We start from the raw sequence: 15,371 nt of genomic DNA, 5'->3' as shown, positions 1-15,371 counted from the left end.
GAAATCTTGAGGGTGTTTTTTAAGCTTTTTTAAGCAACAAATACATAAAGTAAGGAGCCCCAATTAAAGCAACGACAATACCTGCTGGAATGCCATTAGGATCAACGATATTTCGTCCGATTGTATCTGCTAATAATAATAGCCATCCGCCGATTAAAAGGGCGATAGGCATGAAGATTTGATGTCTTGGACCTACTAAAGATTTCGCGATATGAGGAGCCATTAATCCGATAAAGCTAATTCCTCCTGTTACGGAAACAGCTGCGGCTGCAAGTGCAACGGCTGCAACTAATAAGTACCTGCGTTCTTTTTCAATTTCAATTCCAACGCCAATTGCGACTGGTTCGTTTAATGCTAAAATGTTTAATCGATTTGCTTTATAGAAAACAAACGGAATTAATACGATTAACCATGGGAGCATTGCTAAAACGAAAATCCAGTCATCTCCCCAAATATTTCCGGCAATCCATTTTGAGATAAAGTCCACTTTCATACGATCAGCGGATGAAATAAGGACAATCATCGCTCCAGATAGTGCAAATGCAAAACCGATACCAGTTAATGTTAATCGTATTGGTTGAAGTCCAGTTGATTTACTATATGAAAACACGTAAATTAGAACAGCTGTCAGAAATGCCCCAATAAATCCAACGACAGGTAGTAAGTAAAGAAATGAACCTACGTCTATTGGAAAGTATAAAAAGAAAATAGCAACAGCAACACCAGCCCCAGAGTTAATACCAAGAATACCAGGTTCAGCTAAATCATTTCGGGTAATTCCTTGCAGAATAGCCCCTGATAAAGCGAGAGCCATACCAGCTAATAATGTAATGACAATTCTAGGTAGTCTTAAAGAGTATAAAACAAACTCCTCTTTAAAAGTCCCTTGCCCCATTAATGTTGGGAGTAGTCGATCATAAGATAAAGATGCTGAACCAAGTCCCATTCCAACTACAATGGTTGTGATGATTACTATAAGTAAAGCGAGTATAATGAGACGCTGTTTTCTTAAAATAGATTGCATCATGAGAATGTTTTTCCTCCTTTACGTACAATGAATAGGAAGAATGGTAACCCTACAATCGCAACAATTGCCGCAACTGGTGTTTCGTATGGAGCGTTAATAGTACGTCCGATTGTATCTGCAAGTAGCATAAAGGAAGCTCCAGCAATTGCTGACATCGGTATAACAAATCGGTAATCTGGACCGACAATTGGGCGTACCATGTGAGGTACCATTAAGCCGATAAATGCCATATTTCCAACAAGCGCTACAGATGCACCTGCAAGTAAGATAATAATGATAAATAAAATAGTTTTAATAACAATAATTTTTTGACCTAGTCCAATAGCCACTTCTTCACTGAAACTAAGAACTGTCAATTTTTTTGCTAGTAAGATAGCGATAAAGATACTAATTGAAATGACTGGAATAATAATTTTTAATTGGCTCCAAGTTGTTCCAATTACGCCCCCAGCAGTCCAAAGTGATACATCTTGTGAAATTTTAAAGTAAATGCCGATTCCTTCTGAAATTGCGAGTAGAAATGCTGAAACTGCAGCGCCCGCTAATACAATTCGAAGAGGAGAAAGGCCGCCTTTTTTCACCATACCAATTCCAAATACCATAATTGCGCCAATTGCAGCACCGATAAAGCAAGCTAATGTTAAGTAAAGATAGCTGATGGAAGGGTTGAAAGCAAGTGTCAGTGCAAGCGCAGCATTTGCTCCACCAGATAGCCCTAATAATCCAGGGTCCGCAAGTGGATTTCGTGTTAATCCTTGCATAATTGCTCCAGAAACGGCTAATCCAGCTCCTACAAAAATAGCAGCAACTTCACGTGGTAAACGTATTTCTCTAATAATAGATATTTTGTCTCCTTTAGCGGAGGAAGTGAGTGCTAACCATACATCTTTTATCGAAGTATCTGCAGCACCTAATACCATTGCAACCATAAAAATAAGAAAGAATGCAATTAAGCTTAAAATTAGTTTGTATGTAAAAGCTATAGAACGTGGATTATCATGATCTTTTGTCATTCGTTTCACATCTTTTCTGTTCATAGAATAAAGGAAGAGGAATTCTTAAATTAAGAATTCCTCATGTTTGTATTATTTACCAAGAAAGCTCTTCTTGAAGAAGTCTAGTTGGAAATCTAATGTAAGTGGATCATTGAAATAGAATTCCATCATGTTTGCTTCATATACACGATTATTTTTTACTGCTGGGATGTTTTTATATGATTCTGTCTCTTGGAATGAGTTATCAGTATCTTTGTTTTTACTTACGATTAAGTAATCACCAGCAAATTCAGGTAATACCTCAGTAGATAATGCGTAGTAACCTTCTTTTAATGCTTTTTCTTTTACTTTTTCAGGCATTTTTAATTTCATTTCTTGGTACAGGATTTCTGTTCCACGGCCCCAGTTCTCGCCGTATACATAAAGCTGTTTGTTGAAGTTTTCTACAACAGAAACTGTTGCATCTTCACCGATTTTTGCTTTAATTTCTTTACCAGCTTCTTGTGCACGTTTCTTGAAGTCATCAACCCAAGTTTTTGCTTCTTTTTCTTTATTTAATAACTTACCGATTTCTAAATGCTGTGTTAAGTAATCAACTTTTCCGTAAGTGTATGTTACAGTAGGCGCGATTTTCTTTAACTTATCGACATTTTTAACATTTGATAAACCGATGATTAAATCTGGATTTAGTTCAGCGATTTTTTCAACATTTTCATCAGATACTTCAGCAACATCTTTAAGTTTGCTATCAAAACGTGGGTTTTGTTTAGACCATGAATCTACCCCAACAAGATTTACACCTAATGACATTACGTTACCAGCGAATGATGATAATACAACAACGCGTTTTGGATTTGCAGGAACTTCTACTTTTTTACCATCTTCAGATTGGTATGTAATTGTTTCTGATTTGCTACCTTTTGCATCGTTCTTTTTGTCTGTAGAGCTATTGCTACAAGCGCTCATAACAAGAACGAAAAGGACTGTTAGTGAAATAAATAACTTTTTCATCGTCTTTCTCCTTTAACATAGATGATATGTGTATACAATAATTTGTTTAACTGCAATCTTTTTGAAATAGTAGTGGTAATGCAAAAAAATTTATTAAAAATCTTGAATATTAGATTTTATAATATAGTAATAACCATATTAATGAAAGAAGATGTAATCTCAAATTTGCTAATTATTAACAAAATGATAATGATTATCACTATTGATTCTTTAAATAATATAATTTTATATAGGTGTATTGTCAATAGTAATTTTGATTGTAAATTTTGCGGAAACAGGTTATATTTTATTGAGAATGATAATCAACGATTAATAGCTGAGGAGTGAGCACGAATGAATCGAGAAGAATTGTTTGATGTAACCGTGATAGGCGGAGGACCTGCAGGGCTTTATTCAGCTTTTTATAGTGGACTCAGAGAAATGAGAACGAAAATAATAGAATTTCAACCACATTTAGGTGGAAAAATACATGTGTATCCGGAAAAAATGATTTGGGATGTAGGAGGACTATTGCCAGTTACAGGTGATAAGTTAATTGAACAACTTGTACAGCAAGGGTTAACATTTAAGCCGGAAGTTGTATTAGATACAAAAGTAGAATCGATTATTCGTAATCAAGATGGTACTTTTACATTAAAAACAAGTACTGGCGAAGAACACTTTTCAAAAACAGTTATCGTCGCAACAGGAAGTGGTATATTGAAACCGCAAAAGTTATCTATTGAAGGTGCTGAGCGATTTGAAGTATCGAATTTAAATTATACAGTTAAATCTTTAAAGCGTTTTAAAGGTAAAACAGTTATTATTTCCGGTGGAGGCAATTCTGCTGTTGATTGGGCAAATGAATTGGAACCAATTGCGAAAAAAGTGTATGTAACTTATAGAAAAGAAGAATTATCTGGTCATGAAGCACAAGTAAAACAACTTATGAACAGCTCAGCGGAGTGTTTCTTTAATACATCGATTACAAAATTAATTGCCGGTGATAATCATGAAGCGATCGAATATGTAGAATTAACAAATCATGAAACAGGTGAGGTTTCTCATTTACCTATTGATGAAGTTATTATTAATCATGGATATGAACGCGACATTACATTATTAGAAAATAGTGAGTTAGACGTTGCAATTATAGATAATTATTATATTGCAGGTAATGCAAATAGTGAGTCTTCAGTAGATGGATTATATGCTGCTGGAGATATTTTAAAGCACGAAGGGAAACTACACTTAATTGCAGGTGCATTCCAAGATGCTGGAAATGCTGTGAATAAAGCAAAGCAATTTATCCAACCAGATGCAAGTGAGTACGGAATGGTTTCTTCTCATAATGAAGTATTTAAGAAGAGAAATCGCGAACTGATTAAGCAGATGATAAAATAATAAGGAACAAGTAAACCCCCACATACTTCTCTATTCAAATGGATGAGAGATGTACGTGGGGGTTTTCCTGTTTACTATATTTTCAATCATTATAATGACACCGGTTTCATCAGTTCATATGATATGAACATTTTATTGGTAAAGCATCCTAGAAAACAATTTAGATATGTTTTGCTTACGCAGAACATGGCTAAATTACGCTGTCCCTTTAGCGCGTTCATTAGGAAATGGCATATTTAGTATAGAAGCAATATACTGTTTTCCGTGTTTTCGAGCCAATGATTCTAATATTTGACGGACGCGTTTTGTAAGATGGCCTTGTTTTTTGATGGCTTCACAATATGCGTCATAGAAAGCATATTTAGCCCAAAGGAAATCATCTTGTTGGAATAAGAAATGATTTTTGTACCATTCACCAATTGTATGATAACAATTGTTTTCATGTATTGCTGTGCTTTGAGAAAGAAAACGATCAGATAAAGATACATTCAAATGAGAAATTGTGTTTTCTGTTTCAACTTGTAGTGTTTTTTCTAACATTGTAATGATGTGACGAGTAGCCATATGTTAACTCTCCTTTGTGTAAATGGGTAATACCATTCTATATTTAAAAAATTCTTACTATATAATACTATACAATATATGGAATGCATCTACCTGCTTTTTGAACTGCATTTACAAAATCTTTTTTATTTGTTTACAAAAATAAAGTAAAGTAAGATACAGTATAGATGAAAAAATAATAAAGGAATGAACGTATTGTATATAACAGTAGAAGAGACTGCGGAGTATTTGAATTTACCAAAATCGTATATTGAAGAGTTAATTCAGCAAAAGAAAATTCGTGCGCTATTCGATGGAGAGCAATATTTAGTAAATAAAGAACAATTTAATACACATTTAGAACAAATGGAGAAATATAAGCAATTAGTGGAAGAAATATTGAACGAACCAATTCCAGAAGATATGGATGTTAAAGACGAAGATTAAACTATGGAAAATCCCTTATGAAGATATGCAGAAATGTATATTCATAAGGGATTTTTTGTTTGAAGATATCAAAAACATAAGGAGTTCTTAGCCTTTCTTCAAATTTTGATAGGTAGTAGTCTACCATGTTAAAAGCATATTTTTTTCTAGCTAGGACAAACATAGAGAACGTAACCTGTACAGATACATATACTATCAGTGCAAAAGCTTATAAATTAATGGAAGGGGTTTTCTCGTGAGTTTATTTCATTGTGATTTTCTGAAAGACTTAATTGGATCTTTTGTGAGAGTAAACAGGGGTGGTCCAGAATCTCAAAAAGGGACAATAGTCGCTGTATGTTCGGATTACTTTGTATTAAAGAATGAAAAAGGAGAGCTCTATTACTATCAGATTCGTCATCTGAAAAGTATTACAAAAAATGTGAAAGATTGTAAAGCAGATGATTGCAGATGGTTGGAATGTGAATGTGAAGATGACTTTGAAAAGTTACTTCAAAGCTTCAAATATTGCTGGGTGAAAATTAATCGTGGTGGCCCAGAGAAAGTTGAAGGTATTTTACAAGATGTTTCTTGTGAATTTGTGACACTAATTGTAAAAGAAGAAGTTATATTAGTTGCAGTATCTCATATTAAGAGTGTAACAGTACCTTGTAGAGAGAGCGAAGAAAGCGAAAGTGAAAGCGAAAGTGAAAGTAATGATTCAGGTCGAGCTCGCGCACAAAGACAGTCAAGAAGAGGAAGATAATAAGAAAGGAGGATACAAATTTGGAAAGTATATTATGCTGTGAACAAATTAAAGGCTTAGTCGGTGAGACTGTAAAAGTAAATCTTCGTGGACCAGAGAGTCGAGTGGGGGTACTTGTATCGTTAGGAAGAGATTACCTTACATTACAACTTCCTCTTGGTGAATTAGTATATTACCAATTGAAACATGTGAAGAGTCTAGTTAAGAAAGTGAAAGAAAGTAAATGTGGCGATGGCTATGTTTCATGTTTCTGCTCTGATGATGATACTTTCGTCGATGTATTACGTGACTTGAAGTATAAGTGGGTAAAGATTAACCGTGGCGGCCCAGAGTGTGTAGAAGGCCTATTAAGTGAAGTGCATGAAGAATGTATTACGCTAGTAAACGGTGATGAAGTTATTTATATCATTAATTATCATATTAAGAGTGTGAGTCAAGTAGTGAAATGTAAAAAGAATGAAGATGAATAATGTTTAATAAATAAGAGGGGCATTATGAGGGAAAGAGAAGAACAATTTCTTATTTCGATAGTATGAAAAGGAATTACTTACTATTAAGACAGAACATTGCCCTGATTATTTTTTTGAAACGGAAGATAGGAAAGCTGAAATTCATAGGAAGGAGGATATAGATGAATGAGTTAAACAAAAGTATTGGGAAAAATATATATGTTAAATTAATCGGTGAAAAAAGGTTTAAAGGTATATTAATAGACGTAGGAAATGACATTATTGTTCTTTACAATGGACAAGACTATGTATATATATCTTTATATCATGTACAATACTATAAATTTTTAAGACCACATGACGAAGACATACTAAAACCAGATGTTGATTCTGTAATTAAGAGGGAATCCCCTTCAATTTCTTTGAGAAAAGTATTAAGTACTTCTAAAGGGATTTTTACAGAAGTTTATGTAGCAGGAAATGCTCCAATACATGGTTATGTTACAAGTGTGATGAACGACTATATTGTTTTTTATAGTCCGGTTTATAAAACGGTATATATATCTTTAAAGCATTTAAAATGGTTAATTCCGTATAAAGAAAACCAAGTACCGTATGCCCTCAATAAAAATGAACTCCCCGTAAATCCGTTAAATATTACATTAGCTAGAACATTTGAAGAACAGCTTATTAAAATGACTGGGAAAATTATGGTGTTTGATTTAGGTGAGGAGTCCAATAAAATTGGAAAAATGGCGAAAATTGATGAAGGTCATATTGAAATATCAAAAGCACGTGATGCAAAAATGTATGTGAATATTCAACATGTAAAATCCGTCCATTGTCCGTAGATTAGTTGGAAGGGCTGGCTTTTTCTTTTATATGCAGAAGAAAAGGTCGAGCCTATTTGTTTTAGTTTAATTTGGAGATGAGGGGAAAATGAATTGAATATAAGCATAGTATAGTGTGATTTTTTAAAAGGTAACTTTGCACTAACTTATAAACATTGTGTACGAGCTATCTTATTATATATTCAATTTATTTTTTGAGGAGGAGCTGCTCAACTAATTTATTAAAGGGGTTTTGTTTGTGGAGCAGTTTCTTAATTCGTTATCAATTACATTGCTTGGTAGTGCTGGTGGAGCAGCAAAAGCAGTTTTAGCAATTTTAAATCAAGCGATAGCAAATGAAAAAGATCCAATTTATGAAGTATTAAAGAATGCCAAATTTCATTTGGTGGATATAAAACAAAAAGATAGGACTTATTATGATGAGTTGTTTTCGAATCTGAAAGGTCAATTATATTTATATGAAATAAACCTTCAAAATGTAGTGGAATTTAAACAACATTTAAAAGAAAAAAGAACGGGTGTTGTGATTGATGTTTCAGGGGCAGATACAATTAGAGTATTAAGCTGCTGTAATGAACTAGGAATTTGTTATATTAACTCAGCCTTGGAAAATGAGGCAGTAGATCAGGACGATAGCTTAATTGGCTTTCAGCTTACGGAAAGATATACAAGGTTTGAGAAGGAGAAAGAGAAATTTACAAATACAAAAGCGATTATAGGTTCAGGTATGAATCCAGGTGTTGTTCAATGGATGGTTGTTGAGCTTATGAAGGAACGACCAAATGAAAGGCCAAGAGCATGTTATATTGTAGAACATGACACGTCATTTTTGAATGATACAGCACTTATAAAGCCACATACACTTTATGCTTCATGGGCAGTAGAGCGATTTTTAGATGAAGCAATCTGGAGTTATCCGATGTATATGAGCCATCATCGTCCTCTTTACTTTTATGAAGATGTATATGCTTCAGAGTATAAAGTGAAGTTAGGAGAAAAAGAATTCTATGGTTGTTTAATGCCACATGAGGAAGTATTAATTTTAGGGAAAAACTTTAATATGGAAGTTGGTTTTCTTTACCGAATTAATGAGTATACAACAAATATAATTAGACAGAACTTAGATCAAGTAGAAGATTTATGGAACTGGAATCGTAAAGTGTTTAATCCAGCGGAAGAAGAGGTTGCTGGAGAGGACTTGGTCGGTGTGTTACTCGTTTATGAAAATAGTGAGACATATATGTATAATGTGATGAATAGTAGCCAAGTTTTTCGTAAATATAAAACGAATGCAACGTATTTTCAGGTAGGGTGCGGGATTTATGCGGGCTTGTCCAGTTTACTTTTAGATCAATTTGAACAAGGTGCTTATTACGTTGAGGAGTTGTTATTAAATACAGAAAGTAAGTACGGTGAGTATTTAAATTTATATATGAAGGATTTTGTAATAGGGCATAATAATTTTACGGATGGATTGTTACATGACAGGGTAAGATGGATGTAAGTTGTTACCAAAAGGAAGGAGAGATCTCCTTCCTTTCATTATTATAAGGTTAAATATTGCCCTGAAAGCAATTTCATACTTATACTTTAAGGAGATAACAATGAAAGTTTTTTGTATCGATCAAGGGGAGTTTTTATATGAATAAATACAAGAGCTTGATTTATGAAGAAAGAAGAGCCTTAAAGGTATTTATATTATTATTTTATATTATATTCTTTTTATATGACGCTATATATTATTTTGTATATCCTGCTATGAATATTAGTGGAACAGCGGTAGGTTGGCCAGAAGGTAGTCTTGGGATAGGTGTGCCTATATTTGTAATAGCATTATTTCCTATTTCTATATATCTTCAAAAAAGAGGGTATGTATATTCTGTAAAATATTTATTTTTATTTGGGTACATGTTTATCAATCTTGTGAATAATTTAATGATTTATTTGCGAACGGATAGACCTTTTGAACATGGTAGTATGGTAGAAATGTTATTAATTTTATTTGCTCCAGTTTTCGTGAATAGAAAATACTTTTATTTAGTGTCCTTTAGTGTAATTGGAAAGTACGTATTTTTCACATTGCTATTACAAGATTTAAAAGTGATAATTCCACTTGTTTTATGTGTATTTTATTTCATTATTTCACATTCTTTATTAAAACGATTTCAATCTTATGTAAGAACAGTGGTTGAAATGATGAACAATATGAAAGAGACGGAAAATTTAGCTGTGATTGGGACTATGTCTACAACAATTGCTCATGAAATTCGAAATCCGTTAACAGCGTTAAAAGGGTTTACGCAAATGCAAAAAGAAAGAAATCCAACTGATACGATGAGCTACGACATTATGCTACAAGAAATTGAAAGAGTCAATGGATTTGTTAGTGAATTGATGTTGTTAGGAAAACCAAAGCCAACAAATTATGAAAGGTGTAATATACGAGACATCCTTCTATATGTTGTGCATCTAATGGAAAGTTATGCAACGCAATATAGAGTTAAATGTCATTTACAAGTAGATGGGAATTTACCGGCTATAAACGGTGATGATAAGCAATTAAAACAAGTGTTATTAAATATCATTAAAAATGGAATAGAATCAATGCCAGAGGGTGGAGAAATTCATATCCGTGCATATCAAAAAACGCAAGGACATTTGTGTATTTCTGTTGAAGACCAAGGATTTGGTATAGAGAATGAGAAGTTAGAAAAAATTGGCAAGGCGTTTTACACAACAAAGGAGACTGGTACAGGACTTGGATTAATGATTACATATAAAATTATTAAGGAACATCAAGGGAGTATCACGATCCAAAGTAGTGTAGGAGTAGGAACGAAAGTAGAAATTTTTTTGCCGACCTTTTAATGTATTGGGAGAAAAGATTTTTCAGAAAAGTGTTCTTGTTGTGTAAATATAAACATTTTATAAAATGTTTCAAGAAGGGTTTTTTTTATAAAATACTTCGTTTATAATGGAGGAAAATATCGACATGAGATTGATTGCTCATGTAGCGGTTCAGTAGTGTTATGAAAAGATAAGAAGGGGTGCACACGCATCCTTTTTTCTATGCAGATATTATGAAAGAGGTGGTATGATGGAATTAACATTAAATTCGACTGTATGTTTACACACGATTCAATTTCGAAAAGAGCAAAAGAATTATATTGTAAAAGATACAATTACAGGAGAAAAATATGAAATGCCGCCACTTTGGATTGATGCATTGGCAATGATGCGTGACGGTTTTTTATTGGGGGAAATTGAGGAGAAATTAAAAGAAGAGTATCCATCCGAAGAAGTGAATATGTTAGCATTCACGAGGCAACTGTTAGAACTAGAACTTGTTGAAATGGTAGATGGAGAAGAGATAGCTTGCACAAAGAAGAAAGAGATAGATTGTTTAGCTTGGGTGCGTCCTCGTGTGGAACAATTCTTTCTTAATTTAAATAGAAAATATAGAAGCAAAGACCAGTAGTGGCCTTTGCTTTTTTTATAGGCTATGTTTAAAAAATAACAGCAAATGCTCTTGCGAAAGCACCGTCACTATTTTTAATTTTTAAAGGTGCTGCTGAGAAAAAGAAACGTTTTTCTTCGATAGCATCTAGATTTGTTAAGTTTTCAATTAAGTAAATATCATTCCCTAGTAATATGTGATGAATCGGTGATGTTTCTGTTGTGACTTCATCAGGAGAAATGAAATCTAAACCGATAGATTTTACTTTTAATCGCACTAGTTCTTTAGCTAATTCTTCAGAAAGATAAAATGCTTCCTTCTCATAAGCTTCTGTATTCCATTTTGTGGATAGATTAGAATGAAAAATAACAATATCACCTTCTTTTATGTCAGTATTATGCAATACTGTCTTAGGTAATTTTCGCTCTTGAATATGTGTTACATCTATAAGAACAGCTTCACCTACAAATTGATCCAGCGGTAATTGATCGATGGTCGTTGCGCCTGAAATAAAATGCGCAGGAGCATCACAATGCGTGCCAACATGAACGACAGAATGAAAATCTGTAACTTGATATCCTGATTCTTCAACACTTGTAACAGCTTCTAGTTGTATTTTAGGTGTTCCAGGAAATTGAGACATATTATTTTCAAATGTTTGTGATAAATCAATTACTTTCATTTTACATACCTCCAATATATGTTTTTCAAATAATAAAAAGCTCATCCTTCAGTATCAAGAAAGATGAGCTTTACATGCTAGTTGAGTTTTATCTTCCAAAATGCATTGCATTTTGCAGGAATTAGCACCTATTCAGTTTGTATAAACTGAGGTTGCTGGGCTTCAAAGGGCCGGTCCCTCTGCCTCTCTTGATAAAGAAGTATTCAGTTTTTGAAATCGGAATTTTCCGATAGTTAAATTGTAATTCATTTCCTTTTTGCGTGCAATACAAAATAGGTATTCACCCAAATAAAGCTGCTCGCATATTGTAGCTTATGTAAATAGAATGCTGCGAAGGAGTGAGTGCAGTGACAGGAAATGTATTAAATTATTATGCTGGTGGTAATACAGCTAGGGGATTTCACAATTTATACGAAGAGAATTTAAAAGGATTAGACAGATTATTTATCTTAAAGGGTGGCCCAGGAACGGGAAAATCTTCTTTAATAAAGGCAATAGGTCGTGAATGGATTGAAAAAGGATATGATATTGAATTTTTACATTGTTCTTCTGATAATAAATCGGTTGATGGTGTAATTATCCCAAAATTAAAAGTAGGAATTGTTGATGGGACATCGCCGCATGTTATTGAGCCAAAAATGCCAGGAGTTGTTGAAGAGTATATAAATTTAGGAATTGCTTGGGACTCAGATAAACTAAGAAAGCAGAAGTTAGAAATTGAAAGATTTGTTTCAGAAGCAAGCAAAGCTTTTCAGTCTGCTTACGCACGTTTTAAAGAGGCATTGGTTATACATGATGAGTGGGAGAAGATATATATTGATAATATAGATTTTAATAAAGCAAATGAACTAACCAATCAGCTAATCCAGAAATTATTTGCAGATAAAAGCGGGAGACAATCGCTTGTAAAACATCGTTTTTTAGGAGCTGCTACACCGAAAGGAGCAGTTGATTTTGTTCCTAATTTAACAGAAGGGTTACCACATCGTTATTTCATAAAAGGGCGCCCAGGCTCTGGAAAATCAACGATGCTCAAAAAGTTAGCTAAGGAAGCTGAAGAAAAAGGGTTTGAAGTTGAAGTATATCATTGCGGATTTGACCCGAATAGTCTTGATATGGTTATCGTAAGAGAATTAGGATTTGCAATTTTTGATAGCACCGCACCACATGAATATTTTCCAAGTCGCGAGGGTGATGAAATTATTGATATGTATGCCCTTATTGTTACGCCAGGGACGGATGAGAAATATGCGAAGGAAATTCGTGATGTCTCCATTCAATATAAAGCAAAAATGAATGAGGCGATGTCTTTCTTAGCGAAAGCAAAATCGGTTCGTGATAAATTAGAACGAATTTATATTGCTGCTATGGATTTTTCAATAGTAGATGCATATAAAGAGGAGATTCAAAAAGAGTTTGAACGAATTGCTGCTACTGTAATTGAACAGCAACAATAGACGTTTCATTAGGCTGTCAGTAATTTCTGACAGTTTTTTTAGTATGTAGTAAAATTAATAGTGTATTGTCGAATTTCCAAGGAAATAATCAAAAAATGGAGATGTTATGAAATGAGAGAGAAAATCGAGTTGGAGTTAGAAAGAATTGAAAAAGAGAATGATGTAAAAATTTTATTTGCGGTGGAATCAGGGAGTCGTGCTTGGGGGTTTCCATCGAAAGATAGCGATTATGATGTTAGGTTTGTTTATATACATCCGGTAGAATGGTATTTATCAATTCATGACAAACGAGATGTAATTGAATATCCAATTAGTGATGATTTAGATATAAGTGGTTGGGATATTAAAAAGGCGTTGCAACTATTCGCGAAGTCGAATCCTGCTTTACTTGAGTGGATTCGATCACCAATTTTTTATTCGAAAAACTCTAATTTTCCAGAACTACTTCAACAGATGAGTGAGAAGAATTTTGATCCAAAAGCAACGATATATCATTATTTACATATGGCGTCGAAAAATTATCGTGAATTTTTGCAAGGTGAGAATGTAAAGCTGAAAAAGTACTTTTATGTATTACGCCCCATTTTAGCTTGTAAGTGGCTAGAAGAGAAAACGACTTTACCTCCTGTAGAATTTGACCGATTAATTACAGAATTATCATTAGAACGTAGCGTATTAGATGAAATTGAAAAGTTGTTAATAAAGAAAAAAGCAGGTACTGAATTAGATGTTGGATTGAAAATTAAGGTGCTAAATCAATTTTTAGAAGAACAAATTCATTACTATCAGCAATATGTAAAAGGAATTGAAAAGGGATCAGGAATCGATATTGAGAGTTTAAATACATTGTTTCGAGATATGTTGTTTGAAGCATATGAAAAAGAGCACAAGTAAGTTTGTGCTCTTTTTATTTTGTAGGAATGAAGAAAACAGATATAGCTGCGATAAAACCTGCAAAGGAGAATAAGTAAAAATTCCATGCTAAGTCATATTGCATTGTCATAATAATACCGACGAGAATTGGGCCAGCAATTGCACCAACTCGGCCAAGCCCCAGTCCCCAGCCTAAGGAGGTAGCTCGGATATGTGATGGGAAGTATTGTGTTACATATGCATTTAATATTTGAGTAATACCGACTGATCCAATACCAGCAAGGCCAATTAAAAGATAAATGATTGTAACAGATGGTTTGATTGTTAATAGTCCGATACATATGGCTGCCATAAGATAAGAGATGCTAATAACAATTTTTGCTCCTATACGATCAGCAATTGCTCCAGCGAATAATGCGCCGATAGCTGCGGTAATATTTAGCATAAGTAGAAATGACAGACTAGACCCAAGAGGATATCCTGCCTGGCGCATCATCTGTGGTAACCAAGTGTTTAAACCATATATTAAAAACATTCCCATTATATAAGTGATCCAAAAAAGTAGCGTTGCTTTTATGTATTCTTTTGAGAATAAAGTAAAAAATCCATTTTTCTTTCGTATAGTAGATGGGTCTTGATGAGTTTTATCTTTTACATGAAATTCAATTTGAAAACGATTAAGAATTTGGTTCACTTCTTCTTGGCGATTACGTGATAATAAAAATTGAATGGACTCGGGTAAATAGCGAATAATGAAAGGAATGAGGAGTAGTGGAATCATTCCGATACCAAACATAATTCTCCATCCGAAATCTTCTAACATAAGCATGGACAAAATAGCACCTAACACGATACCTAAAGGATAGCCAGTAAACATAAGAGCATAAATAAAAGATTGCCTTTTTTTTGGTGAATATTCAACAGTAAGTGCTGAAGCTGTTGGGATAACACCGCCTAATCCGATTCCTCCTATAAATCGAGATAATCCAAATAACTCAGGAGAAGGAGCGATAGCCGCTAAACCCATTGTGATAGAAAAAAGTGCTAAACAGCATATAAGCGTCCATTTACGCCCAATTAGATCTGTAATCGTTCCAACTAGAATAGCTCCAATAAACATCCCAAATAAAGCATAGCTTGCAATTGTACCAGCATGCGCTGGTGATAGCGCCCAGCTTTTGTCTTCTAGGAGCTTTGGTAGAACGGCACCGTAAATACCTAAATCATATCCATCAGCTAAAATGGCTAGCCAACAAATAAAAACAACAAGTTTTGTAATAGAGCTTGGAAAGATAGTTTCTGTAGATTCTAGATGAGGTGGAGCTGAAGGTTGCATAATTATTCACCCCTTTTAATTTGTAGATGAATATATTATTTTATTTAATGTTAATATTTTCCTCCTTGTGTCGAATTTTATCTGAAAAGGGTTTATAACAAATAAAGAAGTTCAA

At 33.7% G+C, this 15,371-nt stretch carries 16 protein-coding genes and 1 riboswitch; of the genes, 10 read left to right on the top strand and 6 right to left on the bottom strand.

Translation table 11 applies throughout. The annotated features are described in order from the left end of the window. Positions 1-19: 19 nt before the first annotated feature. From MR112_RS25305 to MR112_RS25295, 3 genes are read right to left on the bottom strand one after another with little or no spacing between them, the layout of a single operon-like run. On the bottom strand, positions 20-1,027 hold the full coding sequence (locus tag MR112_RS25305) for a FecCD family ABC transporter permease (protein WP_000983752.1): 1,008 nt from the start codon (positions 1,025-1,027) through the stop codon (positions 20-22). Next, positions 1,024-2,064 carry a FecCD family ABC transporter permease gene (locus tag MR112_RS25300; protein WP_002025239.1) on the bottom strand — a complete coding sequence of 347 codons (1,041 nt, stop codon included), beginning with the start codon at positions 2,062-2,064 and terminating at the stop codon, positions 1,024-1,026. Before MR112_RS25300 ends, MR112_RS25305 begins: the two co-directional genes overlap by 4 nt. 48 nt (positions 2,065-2,112) lie before the next feature. Further along, entirely contained in the window at positions 2,113-3,033 is a 921-nt protein-coding gene (locus tag MR112_RS25295) for an iron-hydroxamate ABC transporter substrate-binding protein (RefSeq protein WP_000732597.1), read from the bottom strand. Positions 3,034-3,366: 333 nt separating this feature from the next. Between MR112_RS25295 and MR112_RS25290 the strand changes: the two genes are divergently transcribed. Then, complete coding sequence (locus MR112_RS25290; RefSeq protein ID WP_001078298.1) at positions 3,367-4,416, top strand: NAD(P)/FAD-dependent oxidoreductase; 1,050 nt, start codon at positions 3,367-3,369, stop codon at positions 4,414-4,416. Between the two features lie 195 nt (positions 4,417-4,611). Here the strand turns inward: MR112_RS25290 and MR112_RS25285 are convergent, their stop codons facing one another. Then, positions 4,612-4,980, bottom strand: a complete 369-nt coding sequence (locus MR112_RS25285; protein WP_000235474.1) for a hypothetical protein — start codon at positions 4,978-4,980, stop codon at positions 4,612-4,614. A gap of 186 nt (positions 4,981-5,166) precedes the next feature. On the opposite strand from MR112_RS25285, the gene MR112_RS25280 reads away from it, so the two are divergent. From MR112_RS25280 to MR112_RS25250, 7 genes are all read left to right on the top strand, one after another. Next, positions 5,167-5,406 carry a helix-turn-helix domain-containing protein gene (locus MR112_RS25280; RefSeq protein WP_086404249.1) on the top strand — a complete coding sequence of 80 codons (240 nt, stop codon included), beginning with the start codon at positions 5,167-5,169 and terminating at the stop codon, positions 5,404-5,406. A gap of 235 nt (positions 5,407-5,641) precedes the next feature. Beyond that, positions 5,642-6,151: a hypothetical protein gene (locus MR112_RS25275; protein ID WP_000051536.1), complete on the top strand. Its 510-nt coding sequence runs from the start codon at positions 5,642-5,644 to the stop codon at positions 6,149-6,151. 20 nt (positions 6,152-6,171) lie between these two features. Continuing rightward, complete coding sequence (locus MR112_RS25270) at positions 6,172-6,621, top strand: hypothetical protein (RefSeq protein WP_000443836.1); 450 nt, start codon at positions 6,172-6,174, stop codon at positions 6,619-6,621. A 161-nt stretch (positions 6,622-6,782) separates the two neighbouring features. Then, positions 6,783-7,451 carry an LSm family protein gene (locus MR112_RS25265; protein ID WP_086404250.1) on the top strand — a complete coding sequence of 223 codons (669 nt, stop codon included), beginning with the start codon at positions 6,783-6,785 and terminating at the stop codon, positions 7,449-7,451. Between the two features lie 238 nt (positions 7,452-7,689). Further along, positions 7,690-8,955 carry an S-adenosylmethionine decarboxylase related protein gene (locus MR112_RS25260; RefSeq protein WP_226368474.1) on the top strand — a complete coding sequence of 422 codons (1,266 nt, stop codon included), beginning with the start codon at positions 7,690-7,692 and terminating at the stop codon, positions 8,953-8,955. A 137-nt stretch (positions 8,956-9,092) separates the two neighbouring features. Further along, a complete protein-coding gene (locus tag MR112_RS25255; RefSeq protein WP_001046103.1) occupies positions 9,093-10,319 on the top strand; it encodes an ATP-binding protein in 1,227 nt (408 codons plus the stop codon). A gap of 229 nt (positions 10,320-10,548) precedes the next feature. Next, positions 10,549-10,929, top strand: coding sequence for a hypothetical protein (locus tag MR112_RS25250; RefSeq protein ID WP_000424116.1), 381 nt, complete (start codon positions 10,549-10,551; stop codon positions 10,927-10,929). A 28-nt stretch (positions 10,930-10,957) separates the two neighbouring features. Here MR112_RS25250 and MR112_RS25245 read toward each other — a convergent pair whose 3' ends face one another. Further along, positions 10,958-11,590 (bottom strand): cyclase family protein, encoded by a 633-nt coding sequence (locus tag MR112_RS25245; RefSeq protein ID WP_000862981.1) that lies wholly within the window; start codon positions 11,588-11,590, stop codon positions 10,958-10,960. A gap of 85 nt (positions 11,591-11,675) precedes the next feature. After that, a riboswitch (SAM riboswitch) is annotated at positions 11,676-11,788 on the bottom strand. A 149-nt stretch (positions 11,789-11,937) separates the two neighbouring features. On the opposite strand from MR112_RS25245, the gene MR112_RS25240 reads away from it, so the two are divergent. Both MR112_RS25240 and MR112_RS25235 read left to right on the top strand, forming a co-directional pair. After that, the gene (locus MR112_RS25240; protein ID WP_086404251.1) at positions 11,938-13,047 is read left to right on the top strand and encodes a PRK06851 family protein; all 1,110 of its coding nucleotides are present in this window, start codon (positions 11,938-11,940) and stop codon (positions 13,045-13,047) included. Between the two features lie 111 nt (positions 13,048-13,158). Then, complete coding sequence (locus tag MR112_RS25235) at positions 13,159-13,941, top strand: nucleotidyltransferase domain-containing protein (protein ID WP_001208237.1); 783 nt, start codon at positions 13,159-13,161, stop codon at positions 13,939-13,941. A 13-nt stretch (positions 13,942-13,954) separates the two neighbouring features. On the opposite strand, the gene MR112_RS25230 is transcribed toward MR112_RS25235, so the two are convergent. Then, positions 13,955-15,256, bottom strand: coding sequence for an MFS transporter (locus MR112_RS25230; RefSeq protein WP_063245432.1), 1,302 nt, complete (start codon positions 15,254-15,256; stop codon positions 13,955-13,957). Between the last annotated feature and the right edge of the window lie 115 nt (positions 15,257-15,371).

Origin of the sequence: Bacillus cereus group sp. BfR-BA-01330 (assembly GCF_022663885.1) — a bacterium.
GTDB classification, from domain to species: Bacteria; Bacillota; Bacilli; order Bacillales; family Bacillaceae_G; genus Bacillus_A; species Bacillus_A cereus.
This window is presented reverse-complemented; position numbering and strand designations above follow the sequence as displayed.